This is a genomic window from Rugamonas rivuli (assembly GCF_009380165.1).
Taxonomy (GTDB): domain Bacteria; phylum Pseudomonadota; class Gammaproteobacteria; order Burkholderiales; family Burkholderiaceae_D; genus Rugamonas; species Rugamonas rivuli.
Genome location: NZ_WHUF01000006.1, coordinates 226,717 through 238,955 on the forward strand (window position 1 = coordinate 226,717; position 12,239 = coordinate 238,955).

Sequence of the window (12,239 nt, forward strand, 5' to 3'; positions counted from 1 at the left end):
TATTGCTGGTGCCGACTGCCGGTTTCGAACTGGCCACCTGATGATTACAAATCAACTGCTCTACCAAATGAGCTAAGTCGGCGAAACTTGTACGGGGCGAATTATACGCTATTTAATTCGCGTAAGAGTAGGCCGGCCGCCCTTTTTTGGTGGCTCGTTATCGTCGTCCGGGGCGCTTGGCGCCTCGCTTTTGGCCTCGGCCGCAGGCGCAGGAACTGCCGCCAGCACCGGCGCCGGTGCGCTGGTTTCCTGCTCCGTCGGCGACTCGGCAAAGCCCAGTTGCGGTTCGAACGCCATCCCCTGGCCGTTCTCGTTGGCATAGATCGCCATCACGTTGTTGACCGGGACGTAGATCTCCCGCGACACGCCACCGAAGCGCGCATGGAAGCGGATGCTGTCGTTGTCCATCTTCAGGCCCGAGGTGGCGCCGAAGCTGATGTTGAGGACGATTTCGCCTTTTTTCACATATTCCATCGGCACCGTGGTCGAGGCGTCGACCTTGACGGCGAGGTAGGGCGTATAGCCGCTGTCCGTGCACCACTCATAAATGGCGCGCAGCATGTAGGGCTTGGTTGAGATTTCAGACATGGTATTCCAGACTGCAGTAAAACCCGGCGCGCCGCCCGCTAAGGCAGGCAAACGCGCCGATGGACTTCAAGTAAAACGGCGTGCGTCCGAATTAACGGCGCATCACCTTTTCCGACGGCGTCAGCGCTTCGATGTAGGCAGGGCGCGAGAAGATGCGCTCGGCGTACTTCATCAGCGGCGCTGCGGTCTTCGACAGTTCGATGCCGTAGTGATCCAGACGCCACAGCAGCGGCGCTACCGCCACGTCCAGCATCGAGAATTCGTCGCCCAGCATGTACTTGTTTTTCAGGAACAGCGGCGCGAGCGTGGTCAGGCGGTCGCGGATTTCTGCGCGTGCCTTGTCGTGGCTCTTGTCGTTGCTCTTGGCGCGTTCGCTTTCCAGCACGTGCACGTGGACGAACAATTCTTTTTCGAAGTTGAACAGCATCAGACGCGCACGGGCGCGCATCAGCGGGTCGGCCGGCATCAGTTGCGGATGCGGGAAGCGCTCGTCGATGTACTCATTGATGATATTCGATTCGTACAGGATCAATTCGCGTTCGACCAGGATAGGCACTTGACCATAAGGATTCATGGTCGAGATGTCTTCCGGCTTGTTGAACAAATCGACATCGCGCACTTCGAAGTCCATGCCTTTTTCAAACAGGACCAGGCGGCAGCGTTGCGAGAATGGGCAGGTTGTACCCGAGTAGAGAACCATCATTTTTATAGTTCCTTAGAAGAACAAAGGGGGTGACGCCGCGAACGGATCACCCCGGATCGATCGCCCGCCAGCGCGGGCATCGCAAAACAAGCGCCGGCCAGCCGGCGCTCTCGATTATTTAACTTCTTTCCAGAACGACGCGTTCAAGCGCCATGCCAGTATGGCGAACAGGGCCATGAACAGCACCACCGCTACACCCAGTTTTTTGCGGGTCTGCGCTGCAGGCTCCGCCATCCACTCCATGTAACCGACCAGGTCGGCCACCGCAGTGTCATATTCCAGCTTCTTCAGTTTGCCCGGCGTGACCATCTCGAAGCCGTCAAACTGATGAATCTTCTTGCCTTCCTCGTGAGGGTCGGCCACTTCCTTCATCTTGACCTTCTGCACGCCCTGCAGTTCCCACAGCACATGCGGCATCGCCACATTGTTGACCACCAGGTTGTTCCAGCCGGTCGGGCGGGTGTCGTCCTTGTAGAAGGTGCGCAGGTAAGTGTACAGATAGTCGCCGCCGCTGCCGGCGCCCGACGCTTTCGCGCGCGAAATCACCGACAGGTCCGGCGGCACCACGCCGAACCATGCTTTCGCATCTTTCGGATTCATGGTGGTGGTCATCATTTCGCCGACTTTATCGCCGGTGAACAGCAAGTTCGCCTTGATTTGCTCTTCCGTCAAGCCCAGGTCGCGCAGACGGTTGTAGCGCATCGAGGACGCATTATGGCAGTTCAGGCAGTAGTTGACGAACAGTTTGGCGCCATGCTGCAGCGCGGCCATGTTGTTCGAGCGGTCCGGCGCCTTGTCCAGCGCGATGCCGCCTTCGTTGGCCAGTGCCAGACCCGGCAGCAATGCCAGGATAGCGAGCAGTTTTTTAGGAAAATTCATGTAATGTCCTTTGTGTACTTTAGCCGAGTGGTCGATCAGTGCGCGTGGAACACTACGCGATCCGGAACCTTCTTGAACGTGCCCATGGCGCTCCACCACGGCATGAACAGGAAGAAGCTAAAGTAAAGCAGGGTGCATACTTGCGAGAACAGCGTGCGGCCTTCGGTCGGCGGCAGGGTACCCAGGTAGCCCAGCGCCAGGAAGCAGAAGAAGAACACGCCGTACACGTATTTGTGCCAGCTCGGGCGGTAGCGGATGGACTTGACCGGCGACTTGTCCAGCCAAGGCAGGAAGGCCAGGATCACCACCGAACCGCCGAAGAACACCACGCCCCAGAACTTGGCGTCCAGCACCTGCGGCAGCATGCCGATGATGGCGACCAGCGCGATCACGGCAATCGCCGTTTTCACGATGCTCGACAGGCGCGATTTCAGCCACACGAACACGACGTAGGCGGCGACGAAGAACATCAGCACCCACATGAAGTCGGCCGTGGTGGCGCGCAGCACCGAGTAGAACGCGGTGAAGTACCAGGTCGGCGCGATGTGCAGCGGGGTCTTCAGCGAGTCGCCCGGCAGGAAGTTGTTATATTCCAGGAAGTAGCCACCCATTTCCGGGGCGAAGAACACCACGGTGCTGAAGATCAGCAGGAATACCGACACGCCGAACAGGTCGTGCACGGTGTAGTAAGGGTGCGAAGGAATCGAATCGACCGGGTGGCCGTCGGCGCCCAGGTTTTCTTTCACTTCGATGCCGTCCGGGTTGCTCGAACCGACTTCGTGCAGCGCGATCAGGTGGGCAGCCACCAGACCCAGCAGAACCAGCGGGATCGCGATCACGTGGAAGGCGAAGAAGCGGTTCAGGGTGGCGTCGGACACCACGTAGTCGCCGCGGATCCACAGCGACAGGTCAGGGCCGATCAGCGGAATCGCGCCGAACAGGTTGACGATCACTTGGGCGCCCCAGTACGACATCTGGCCCCATGGCAGCAGGTAGCCGAAGAACGCTTCGGCCATCAGGCACAGGAAGATGGCGAAACCGAACAGCCAGATCAGCTCACGTGGCTTGCGGTACGAGCCGTACAGCAGGCCGCGCGTCATGTGCAGGTAGACGATGATGAAGAAGGCCGAAGCGCCGGTCGAGTGCATATAACGCACCAGCCAGCCCCACGGTACTTCGCGCATGATGTATTCGACCGAACCGAAGGCCAGGTTGGCGTCCGGCTTGTAGTGCATGGTCAGGAAGATGCCGGTGACGATCTGCAGCACCAGCACCAGCATGGCCAGCGAGCCGAAGATGTACCAGAAGTTGAAGTTTTTCGGAGCGTAGTATTTGCCCCATTGGTCATTCCACAGCTTGGTGAGCGGGAAACGGTCGTCGACCCAGCCCAGTGCTTTTTGTGCGGCCGGAGCATCGGCCGGGAATTTTGTCTCTTTGAAAGCCGCCATGATTTACGCCTCGCCTTTCTCGTCTTTACCAATGACCAGCTTGGTGTCGCTCAGGAACATATGACGCGGGACTTGCAGATTGTCCGGCGCCGGCTTGTTCTTGAACACGCGGCCGGCCATGTCGAAGGTCGAGCCATGGCATGGGCACAGGAAGCCGCCTTCCCAGTCGTCCGGCAGCGAAGGCTGCGGGCCTGGGGTGAATTTCGACGAGGGCGAGCAGCCCAGGTGGGTACAGATGCCGACCGCGACCAGCAGCTCGGGCTTGCGCGAGCGCCATTCGTTGCGGGCGTACTCGGGGGTGAATTCTTCCGGATTGCGCTTGGAATCGGCGTCGGCCACTTTGCCGTCGGTCTTTTTCAGCGATGCCACCATTTCAGGGGTACGCTTGATGATCCAGACCGGCTTGCCGCGCCATTCGACGGTTTTCATTTCGCCTGGATTGAGGCTGGAAATATCCACTTCCACCGGCGCACCGGCGGCTTTTGCGCGCTCGGACGGTTGGAACGTGCTTACCAGTGCCCCGGCGGTTGCCAGACCCACTACACCACCCGCCGCGCCTGTTGCGACGAGCAATCCGCGTCGGCCGGAATCGACCTGCTTTTCGATACTCATACAAACCCCAATCAGTCAAAGTGCGAACAAAATCCGAGAACCGAGAACAAAACCTGAAACTTGTTGAAGCACGAATATAGCTTCTAGCAACCTTAAATTATAAGGTAAGCGTGATACGAATTAAAGCAAAAACGTTGCCGTAACCCCAATTGGCGCGTTTTGCGCACCGTTTTGGACTTGATTTTTTGCGCCCCATGCCCTACTGGCGGAGCGCAAGCGATAGATATTGATGCAAGACAAATTTATAGCGTAATTCGGCCTCGAAATGCGCACGCGGCTAGCGTGTTTGGAATCTAATTGAAAGAATAGTATGATTCAGACGCAGTTTTGTTCACAAATGACCACAGCGAGGATGATAAAATGGCAATGATGCAAGAATTCAAAGAATTCGCGATGAAGGGGAATGTGGTCGACCTGGCTGTCGGTGTGATCATCGGCGGCGCCTTCGGCAAGATCGTCGATTCCCTGGTCGCCGACATCATCATGCCGCCGATCGGCAAACTGTTCGGCGGCCTGGATTTCGCCAACTACTACATCGGCCTGAACGGACAGGATCCTCACCTGAGCCTGATCGAAGCGAAAAAGCTGGGCGCGGTGTGGGCCTACGGTAATTTCGCCACCATCCTGCTGAACTTTGTCATCCTGGCCTTCGTCATCTTCCAGATGGTGCGGCTGATGAACAAGGCGCGCACGCTGAGCAGCAAGGAAGTGGCGGCGGCCGAAGCCGCGGCGCCGGCGCCGACGCCGGAAGACATCGTGCTGCTGCGCGAGATCCGCGACTCCCTCAAGAAATAACTAGGCAGCCGTCCACCGGGCGGCGGACTCAAGGCTATGCGACGACTCTGGTTATTGTTTGCGCAAACGGTGACTGTCGTACTGGCACTGTATTTTGTCTACACGGCCGTGGGGCCGGAGCGGCGGGCGCCGGTGCGCGCCCAGCAGATCGGCAGCGCCGACCATCCGGCCGTGATGCTGGAGGCGGCGCCGGGCAAGGCGCCCGGCATCGCGGTCGGCTCCTACCGGGCGGCGGCCGGGCGGGCCATGCCGGCCGTGGTCAACATCATCACCAGCAAGAAACCCAAGCGCGGCAAGCATCCGCTGCTGCGCGATCCCTTCTTCAAGAAATTCTTCGGCGACCGCGACCATGACGGCGAGGGCGACGACGACGAGTCCAGCCTGGGCTCGGGCGTCATCGTCTCCGGCGAAGGCTATATCCTGACCAACAACCACGTGGTCGAGGCGGCCGACGAGATCGAGGTGGTGCTGGCCGACGGCCGCAAGGCCGCCGCCAAGGTGGTTGGCACCGATCCCGAAACCGACCTGGCCGTCATCAAGATCGCGCTCGACAAGCTGCCGGTGATCGTGCTGGGCCAGGCCGAGCAGGCGCAGGTGGGCGACGTGGTGCTGGCCATCGGCAACCCCTTCGGCGTCGGCCAGACGGTGACGATGGGCATCATCTCCGCGCTGGGGCGCAACAACCTGCACATCAACCACTTCGAGAACTTCATCCAGACCGACGCCGCCATCAACTTCGGCAACTCGGGCGGCGCGCTGGTCGACGCCAATGGCAACCTGCTGGGGATTAATTCGGCGATTTACTCGCAGTCGGGCGGCTCGGTCGGCATCGGCTTCGCGATCCCGGTCTCGACCGCCAAGTCGGTGATGGAAGCCATCATCAAGTCCGGCCATGTGGTGCGCGGCTGGATAGGCGTGGAGACGCAGGAGATCACGCCGGAACTGGCGTCGAGCTTCGGCCTGAAGCGCCAGAGCGGCGCCATCATCGCCGGCGTGGTGCGCAATGGCCCGGCCGACAAAGGCGGCATGAAGCCGGGCGACATCCTGCTGTCGGTGGACGACAAGCCGGTGGCCGACACCAACCAGATGCTGAATGTGATCGCCCAACTCGTTCCCGGCGGAAAAGCTAAAATGACGGTCTTGCGCAAGAGCCGCGAGACCACGCTGGACATCACGGTCGGCAAGCGTCCGGCCGGCGCCAAATAAGGAACCTTAATGCATCTGCGCGACCTGACTCAATTCCTCAAGGAACTGGCGGACAATAACAACCGTCCCTGGTTCATCATGAACAAACCGCGCTACGACATCCTGCGCGAAGAATTCCTGCAAGTGGTGACGGACATGATTATCGAGCTGGGCAAGTTCGATGCGGCCGTCAAGTTCTGCAATCCGAAGAAGGCCATGTTCCGCATCAACCGCGACGTGCGCTTCGCCCACGACAAGAGCCCGTACAAGACGCGCTTCTCGGCGGCGGTGGCGCCGAACGACTTGCGCCGTCCGAGCAAGGCCGGCGGGCCGACCTACTATATGCAGATCGACGGCACCGGCAAGCTGCTGTTCGGCGCCGGCGAATACATGCCGCCGCCGTCGCGCCTGAAGGCGCTGCGCCAGCACATGGTCGACGACGCGGCCGGCTTCAGCAAGGTGTTGAAGAACAAGAAGTTGAAAGCCACCTTCGGCGACATCCAGAACGAAGGCAAGCTGATGCGCCCGCCCAAGGGCTTCGATGCCGAGCACGAGCATATCGAGTACATCAAGCTGAAGAGTTTCTTTGTCTGGACCGAGATCGACCTGCCGCTGAACAAGCCGGAGTTGCTGGTGCCTATGATCGCCAGCGGGTTGAAGGATGCGTTCCCGCTGGTCGAATGGATGCGTGCGGCGAAGGAAGAGGAAGCGGACGAAGCTTAACGCTGCACTTTTTCGTCGCGCGGGTCGCGCGCCAGCAGGCGCGAAACCATGACCTGCGGCTGGTCGCCGTCGAACAGCACGCCGGCCACCGCGTTGGTGATCGGCATGTCGACGCCCATGCGGGCCGCCAGCTCGCGCACCGCCTTCGAACACGGCACGCCTTCGGCCACATGGCCCAGCTCGTGCACGATGACGTCCAGCGGCTTGCCCTGCGCCAGCCCGAGGCCGACGCGGCGGTTGCGTGACAGGTCGCCGGTGCAGGTCAAAATCAAATCGCCCATGCCGGTCAAGCCCATGAAGGTCTCGGTATGCCCGCCCAGCGCGGTGCCTAGCCGGGTGATTTCCGCCAGCCCGCGCGTGATCAGCGCGGCGCGCGCGTTCAAGCCCAGGCCCAGGCCGTCGGCCACGCCGGTGGCGATGGCCAGCACATTCTTCACCGCGCCGCCCACTTCCACGCCGACCAGGTCCTCGCTCGAATACACGCGGATATTGCCGCCGTGGACGGCCGCCACCACGCAGTCGCGCAAGGCGGCCGAGTCGGAAGCGATGGTCAGCGCGCACGGCAAGCCTTTCGCTACCTCCTGCGCGAACGACGGTCCCGACAGCGCGCCGCCGGCCACACCGGCGCCCAGCACTTCGCGCACGATCTGGTGCGGCAGCAGGCCGGTGCCGTATTCGAATCCCTTGCACAGCCAGACCACGTTGGGAATCGCCCGCGACTTCAGCTGTTCCAGCAGCGGCCGCAGGCCGGCCACCGGGCAGGCGGCGATCAGCAGGCTGTCCGGGCCGGCCACATGGGCCAGCGCGGCGTCGAAATCGGCGGCCACCCGCAGCCCGGCCGGGAAGGGATGGCCAGGCAGGTAGGCGGTGTTTTCGCGGGCGCGCGCCATGTCCTGCAGGGCGTCGGGATTGCGGCCCCACAGCATCACATCATGGCGCTGGGCCAGCGCCATGGCGACGGCCGTGCCCCAGGCGCCGGCGCCGAGCACCGCCACCTGGCGGACGCCGCCAGCGGTTTTGTTTGGATTATCTTGCATGGGACCTCATTCGGCGCCGGGATGCGCCGCTACGGCAATTATATGCCCCAGACTTCGGAATTCTTGACGTAACCGACCAGGCCGTCGCGATGGCGCACCTTGAGCCAGCCGCCGGCGGCCGCTTCGGTCACTTCCAGCAGCACGCCTTTTTCGGCGATGAATACGGGCGCGGCGCTGTCTTCCGGCGTGGCGCGGATCTTCAGGTTGGGCGTGCGGGTGATGACGTTGCGCTTGGAGGTCAGGCCCTTGGCCTCGGTCCAGGCCAGTTCGCCGGTGACGTCGCGAACCTTCAGCCATTCGCCATAGGCCAGCACCACTTCCAGCGGTGCGCCGCGCGGCACGACGAACAGCCTGCCGCCTTTGGTCGATGGCGCGTCGTACAGGATGACGGGTGCGGCGCCCACCGTTTTGAAGTCGAACGCGTGGCTGGCGCCAACGGCCAGCAGCATGGTCAGACCAGCGATCAAACGGGGAAATGTCATGGCTTACCTTGCAGATGGACAGCGCGCAGCAGGCGCGGCATGTCGGGGTGATACCGCTGCCGGACATGGCGCCCGGCAGCGAAGTACTTCAGTAACGCTTAGTGCGTGGTCGCGGCGCCGTCGGCAGCAGCTGGTGCCTTGGCGGCATCGGCGATGGCTTGCAGACGCTGCTGGTAGAACACTTCGAAGTTGATCTCGGCCAGGTGCACTGGTGGGAAACCGGCACGGGTGATCACGTCGGCGATGTTGGCGCGCAGGTAAGGGTAGACGATGTTCGGGCAACCGATGCCCAGCAGCGGATCCAGCTGCTCGGCAGGGATGTTGCGTGCCTCGAAGATACCGGCTTGCTTGCCTTCAACCAGGAAAGCGACTTTGTCCTTGACCTTGGCGGTCACGGTGATGGTGACGGTCGATTCGAACACGCCATCGGCCAGCGGCTCGGCGCCGACGTCCAGTGCGACTTCGATGGTTGGCGCTTCCTGTTCCAGGAAGATAGCTGGGGAGTTCGGTTGTTCCAGCGACATGTCTTTCAGGTAGACGCGTTGGATTTGGAATACTGGTTGCAGGTTTTCGTCAGACATGGAACGCTTTCGTTATAGTGAAAACGAGCGGCACGGGCCGCTCAGAATAAGTTTGCTTGGTATGGAGCTCAAATCAAACGCGAGGGCAATTGTATCAAAACCATTATGGTTTCAAACTATTTCTGCGGCCCTCTCGTTGTATTTGGGGGTGATTAGCCATTTAACAAGGGGGACAGGCCGCCAGCTTGATCCAGCGCATACAAATCGTCGAAACCGCCGACATGGGTGTCGCCGATGTAGATCTGCGGCACGGTGCGGCGGCCGGTCTTCTGCATCATCAGCACGCGCTGCTCCGGGTCGAGGTCGACGCGGATCTTCTCCAGACCGGTCACGCCTTTCGATTCCAGCAGGCGCTCGGCGCGCACGCAGTAGGGGCAGACGGCGGTGGTGTACATGATTACTCGGGCAGTCATCTCGCGCTCCTTATTTGGCCAGCGGCAGGCCGGCTTTTTGCCATGCGGCAATGCCACCGTCCAGGTTGACCACGTCCGTGAAGCCGGCCTTGGCCAGTTTGGCGGCCGCCGACGAGGCGCGCGCGCCCGTCTTGCAGACCACGATCACGCTCTTGGCCTTGAACTTTTCCAGTTCCGCCAGGCGGTTGGACAACTCGTTCAGAGGAATATTCTTGGCTTCTGGCAAGTGACCAGTGGCAAATTCCGCCGCATCGCGTACGTCTACAATGGTGGCTTTGCTGCGGTTGATCAACAGCGTCACCTCTTGCGCCGAGGCGCGTTTGCCGCGCTGCGTCAGTACCGGCCACAGCAGGGCGCCGCCCGAGAGGACCACGATGGCGATGATGAAAATATTGTCAATGAAGAATTTCACGGGGTTCCAATGGTTTAAGTCAATCCGCGCATTATAAAATAGAAGCTGGAAGAGTTCTCGCAGTACCGGTATTCCGTTTCGTTCAATCCTTTTTTGAAGATAGTTCACATGTATAAAATCGTATTCATGCGCCATGGCGAGTCCACCTGGAACCTCTCGAACCGCTTCACCGGCTGGACCGACGTGGACCTGACCGAGAAGGGCATCGCCGAAGCCAAGGCCGCCGGCAAGGTGCTGAAGGAGTCCGGCTACACCTTCGACCTGGCCTACACCTCGGTACTGAAGCGCGCGATCCGCACGCTGTGGCTGGCCATGGACGAGATGGATATGATGTACCTGCCGGTCAAGAACGACTGGCGCCTGAACGAACGCCACTACGGCGCGCTGCAGGGCCTGGACAAGGGCGAAACCGCCGCCAAGTACGGCGACGACCAGGTGCTGGTATGGCGCCGCAGCTACGACACCCCGCCGCCGGCGCTGGAAGCGGGCGACGACCGCGCCTCCTTCAACGACCCGCGCTACGCCGGCCTGCAGCAGTCGCAAATCCCGCTGACCGAATGCCTGAAAGACACCGTGGCGCGCGTGATGCCGGTATGGGACGAGGAAATCGCCCCGGCCATCCGCGCCGGCAAGAAAATCATCATCTCGGCCCACGGCAACAGCCTGCGCGCGCTGATCAAGATGCTCGACGGCATCAGCGACAACGACATCGTCGGCCTCAACATCCCGAACGGCCAGCCGCTGGTCTACGAGCTGGACGAGAACCTCAAGCCTATCCGTCACTACTACCTGGGTGACGCCGACGCCATCGCCGCGGCCCAGGCTGCCGTCGCCAACCAGGGCAAGGCCAAGTAATTTGTCGCATTCATCCTTCCGAGGCTGGCGCGGCGCCGCCACCAGTGCGGCGCTGCTGCTGACATTGATGATGAACGGGGCGCAGGCCGCGCCGTTCGGCAAGACCACCGAGCGCAGCAAGCAGAAAGCGGCGGCCGAGGCCGAGCGCGCCAGCCTGCAGCAAAAGCTCAGCACGCTGAAAAAAGACATCGGCAAGACCGAGAGCGCCAAGGACGATGCCGCCGACACGCTGGCCGCGTCCGAACAGGCGATCTCCGACGCCAACCGCTCGCTGCGCGACCTGGCGCAGGAGCAGGGCGACACCAACACCAAATTGCAGCAGCTGTCCGTCGAGCACGACAAGCTGGCGGCCACGGTCGCCACGCAAAAGCAGCAGCTGGCCAAGCTGCTGCGCGAGCAATATGTGGCCGGCAATGAAGACCGCATCAAGCTGCTGCTGTCCGGCGACAACCCCAACCGCATCAACCGCGACCTGCAAATGATGTCCTACGTGTCGCAGGCCCAGGCCCGGCTGCTGGACTCGCTGCGCGCCAACCTGAAGGCGGTCGAGGTCAACCAGGCCGAGGCGCAGAACGCCAAGGACGAGCTGCAGGAAATCGCCGCCGAGGAAATGGAGCAGAAGGCCAGGCTGGAGCAGGAAAAGACCCGCCGCGCCGCGCTGCTGGCCTCGCTGTCGAAAAAACTGGCGGCCCAGCGCAAGGAAGCCGGCAACGTCGAGCGCGACGAGCAGCGCCTGACCGGCCTGGTCGACAAGCTGGGCAAGCTGATTCAGGAGCAGGCGATCGCCGCCGCCGCCGAGAAAAAACGCCAGGAACAACTGGCCGCCGCCCGCGCCGAGGCCAAAGCCAAGGCCGACGCCGAAGCGCGCGCGCTGGCCAAGGCCAAGGCGGCCGAAGCCGAACGCCAGCGCCTGGCCAAGGCCAACGCCAACAAGTCCGGCACCATCAAACCGGTGCCGTCCAAGGCGGACGCCATCGACGCCGACGAGCCGAAAGTGGCGCAACAGCCGCCGCCGAAACCGGCCGAACCGGCCAAGCCGGCGCCGCGCGACGAGGAGCCGGCACGGCCTGCTGCCAGGGCGGCCGACATCGCGCTGGCGCCGACGGTGCCTTCGGGCGCGCCGTTCGTCAGCCTCAAGGGCCAGCTGCGCGCCCCCGTCAGCGGCAAGATCGCCGCCAAGTTCGGCACCAAGCGCGGCGAGGGTCCGACCTGGAAGGGCGTGTTCATCCGCACCGGCGAAGGCGCCGAGATCCGCGCCGTCGCCGGCGGCAAGGTCATCTTCTCCGACTGGCTGCGCGGCTTCGGCAATATGATCATCGTCGACCACGGCGGCCAGTACTGGAGCATCTACGGCTATTGCGAGTCGCTGCTCAAGCGCGTCGGCGACCCCGTCAAACCGGGAGACTCGATCGCCAGTGCAGGTAACAGCGGCGGTAACGAGGAATCGGGGCTATACTTTGAGCTTCGCCATCAGGGCACGGCATTCGATCCGGCTGGCTGGGTCAAGTTTTAAGGTTCGCGGAAAA

The 12,239-nt window shown here is 61.9% G+C and carries 15 protein-coding genes and 1 tRNA gene; 5 read left to right on the forward strand and 11 right to left on the reverse strand.

The window, feature by feature from the left end; genetic code table 11:
* Positions 1–6: 6 nt before the first annotated feature.
* From GEV01_RS22595 to petA, 6 genes are all read right to left on the reverse strand, one after another.
* Positions 7–82: transfer RNA gene (locus tag GEV01_RS22595), tRNA-Thr, on the reverse strand.
* Between the two features lie 26 nt (positions 83–108).
* On the reverse strand, positions 109–588 hold the full coding sequence (locus tag GEV01_RS22600; RefSeq protein ID WP_008443911.1) for a ClpXP protease specificity-enhancing factor: 480 nt from the start codon (positions 586–588) through the stop codon (positions 109–111).
* A gap of 91 nt (positions 589–679) precedes the next feature.
* The gene (locus tag GEV01_RS22605) at positions 680–1,291 is read right to left on the reverse strand and encodes a glutathione S-transferase N-terminal domain-containing protein (protein WP_008443913.1); all 612 of its coding nucleotides are present in this window, start codon (positions 1,289–1,291) and stop codon (positions 680–682) included.
* Positions 1,292–1,405: 114 nt separating this feature from the next.
* Positions 1,406–2,170, reverse strand: coding sequence for a cytochrome c1 (locus tag GEV01_RS22610; protein ID WP_152807772.1), 765 nt, complete (start codon positions 2,168–2,170; stop codon positions 1,406–1,408).
* Between the two features lie 35 nt (positions 2,171–2,205).
* The gene (locus GEV01_RS22615; RefSeq protein ID WP_116993703.1) at positions 2,206–3,618 is read right to left on the reverse strand and encodes a cytochrome b; all 1,413 of its coding nucleotides are present in this window, start codon (positions 3,616–3,618) and stop codon (positions 2,206–2,208) included.
* A 3-nt stretch (positions 3,619–3,621) separates the two neighbouring features.
* A complete protein-coding gene (gene petA, locus GEV01_RS22620) occupies positions 3,622–4,230 on the reverse strand; it encodes a ubiquinol-cytochrome c reductase iron-sulfur subunit (RefSeq protein WP_008443934.1) in 609 nt (202 codons plus the stop codon).
* 360 nt (positions 4,231–4,590) lie between these two features.
* Between petA and mscL the strand changes: the two genes are divergently transcribed.
* The 3 genes from mscL to GEV01_RS22635 are packed head-to-tail and all read left to right on the forward strand — an operon-like array spanning position 4,591 to position 6,933.
* On the forward strand, positions 4,591–5,025 hold the full coding sequence (gene mscL / locus GEV01_RS22625) for a large conductance mechanosensitive channel protein MscL (protein WP_008443937.1): 435 nt from the start codon (positions 4,591–4,593) through the stop codon (positions 5,023–5,025).
* Between the two features lie 36 nt (positions 5,026–5,061).
* Complete coding sequence (locus tag GEV01_RS22630; protein WP_152807773.1) at positions 5,062–6,231, forward strand: Do family serine endopeptidase; 1,170 nt, start codon at positions 5,062–5,064, stop codon at positions 6,229–6,231.
* 9 nt (positions 6,232–6,240) lie between these two features.
* On the forward strand, positions 6,241–6,933 hold the full coding sequence (locus tag GEV01_RS22635) for a DUF2461 domain-containing protein (protein ID WP_152807774.1): 693 nt from the start codon (positions 6,241–6,243) through the stop codon (positions 6,931–6,933).
* Here the strand turns inward: GEV01_RS22635 and GEV01_RS22640 are convergent.
* The 5 genes from GEV01_RS22640 to GEV01_RS22660 all read right to left on the reverse strand — a co-directional run bounded on the left by GEV01_RS22640 (position 6,930) and on the right by GEV01_RS22660 (position 9,858).
* Positions 6,930–7,970, reverse strand: coding sequence for an NAD(P)H-dependent glycerol-3-phosphate dehydrogenase (locus tag GEV01_RS22640; RefSeq protein WP_152807775.1), 1,041 nt, complete (start codon positions 7,968–7,970; stop codon positions 6,930–6,932). The genes GEV01_RS22635 and GEV01_RS22640 overlap by 4 nt on opposite strands.
* A gap of 38 nt (positions 7,971–8,008) precedes the next feature.
* A complete protein-coding gene (locus GEV01_RS22645) occupies positions 8,009–8,452 on the reverse strand; it encodes an SH3 domain-containing protein (RefSeq protein ID WP_152807776.1) in 444 nt (147 codons plus the stop codon).
* A gap of 98 nt (positions 8,453–8,550) precedes the next feature.
* Positions 8,551–9,033 carry a protein-export chaperone SecB gene (secB, locus tag GEV01_RS22650; RefSeq protein WP_008443948.1) on the reverse strand — a complete coding sequence of 161 codons (483 nt, stop codon included), beginning with the start codon at positions 9,031–9,033 and terminating at the stop codon, positions 8,551–8,553.
* 152 nt (positions 9,034–9,185) lie between these two features.
* A complete protein-coding gene (gene grxC / locus GEV01_RS22655) occupies positions 9,186–9,446 on the reverse strand; it encodes a glutaredoxin 3 (protein ID WP_070271488.1) in 261 nt (86 codons plus the stop codon).
* Between the two features lie 10 nt (positions 9,447–9,456).
* Positions 9,457–9,858: a rhodanese-like domain-containing protein gene (locus GEV01_RS22660; protein WP_328595599.1), complete on the reverse strand. Its 402-nt coding sequence runs from the start codon at positions 9,856–9,858 to the stop codon at positions 9,457–9,459.
* A gap of 108 nt (positions 9,859–9,966) precedes the next feature.
* On the opposite strand from GEV01_RS22660, the gene gpmA reads away from it, so the two are divergent.
* Complete coding sequence (gpmA, locus tag GEV01_RS22665; RefSeq protein WP_152807777.1) at positions 9,967–10,713, forward strand: 2,3-diphosphoglycerate-dependent phosphoglycerate mutase; 747 nt, start codon at positions 9,967–9,969, stop codon at positions 10,711–10,713.
* Positions 10,714–10,780: 67 nt separating this feature from the next.
* A complete protein-coding gene (locus GEV01_RS22670; protein ID WP_152807932.1) occupies positions 10,781–12,226 on the forward strand; it encodes a murein hydrolase activator EnvC family protein in 1,446 nt (481 codons plus the stop codon).
* The last annotated feature ends 13 nt before the right edge of the window (positions 12,227–12,239 follow it).

Excerpts from the sequence above, each read along its gene's own strand:
- GEV01_RS22600 (WP_008443911.1), bottom strand. The coding sequence starts at position 588 with ATGTCTGAAATCTCAACCAAGCCCTACATGCTGCGCGCCATTTATGAG.
- GEV01_RS22605 (WP_008443913.1), bottom strand. The coding sequence starts at position 1,291 with ATGATGGTTCTCTACTCGGGTACAACCTGCCCATTCTCGCAACGCTGC.
- GEV01_RS22610 (WP_152807772.1), bottom strand. The coding sequence starts at position 2,170 with ATGAATTTTCCTAAAAAACTGCTCGCTATCCTGGCATTGCTGCCGGGT.
- GEV01_RS22615 (WP_116993703.1), bottom strand. The coding sequence starts at position 3,618 with ATGGCGGCTTTCAAAGAGACAAAATTCCCGGCCGATGCTCCGGCCGCA.
- petA (WP_008443934.1), bottom strand. The coding sequence starts at position 4,230 with ATGAGTATCGAAAAGCAGGTCGATTCCGGCCGACGCGGATTGCTCGTC.
- mscL (WP_008443937.1), top strand. The coding sequence starts at position 4,591 with ATGGCAATGATGCAAGAATTCAAAGAATTCGCGATGAAGGGGAATGTG.
- GEV01_RS22630 (WP_152807773.1), top strand. The coding sequence starts at position 5,062 with ATGCGACGACTCTGGTTATTGTTTGCGCAAACGGTGACTGTCGTACTG.
- GEV01_RS22635 (WP_152807774.1), top strand. The coding sequence starts at position 6,241 with ATGCATCTGCGCGACCTGACTCAATTCCTCAAGGAACTGGCGGACAAT.
- GEV01_RS22640 (WP_152807775.1), bottom strand. The coding sequence starts at position 7,970 with ATGCAAGATAATCCAAACAAAACCGCTGGCGGCGTCCGCCAGGTGGCG.
- GEV01_RS22645 (WP_152807776.1), bottom strand. The coding sequence starts at position 8,452 with ATGACATTTCCCCGTTTGATCGCTGGTCTGACCATGCTGCTGGCCGTT.
- secB (WP_008443948.1), bottom strand. The coding sequence starts at position 9,033 with ATGTCTGACGAAAACCTGCAACCAGTATTCCAAATCCAACGCGTCTAC.
- grxC (WP_070271488.1), bottom strand. The coding sequence starts at position 9,446 with ATGACTGCCCGAGTAATCATGTACACCACCGCCGTCTGCCCCTACTGC.
- gpmA (WP_152807777.1), top strand. The coding sequence starts at position 9,967 with ATGTATAAAATCGTATTCATGCGCCATGGCGAGTCCACCTGGAACCTC.
- GEV01_RS22670 (WP_152807932.1), top strand. The coding sequence starts at position 10,781 with ATGATGAACGGGGCGCAGGCCGCGCCGTTCGGCAAGACCACCGAGCGC.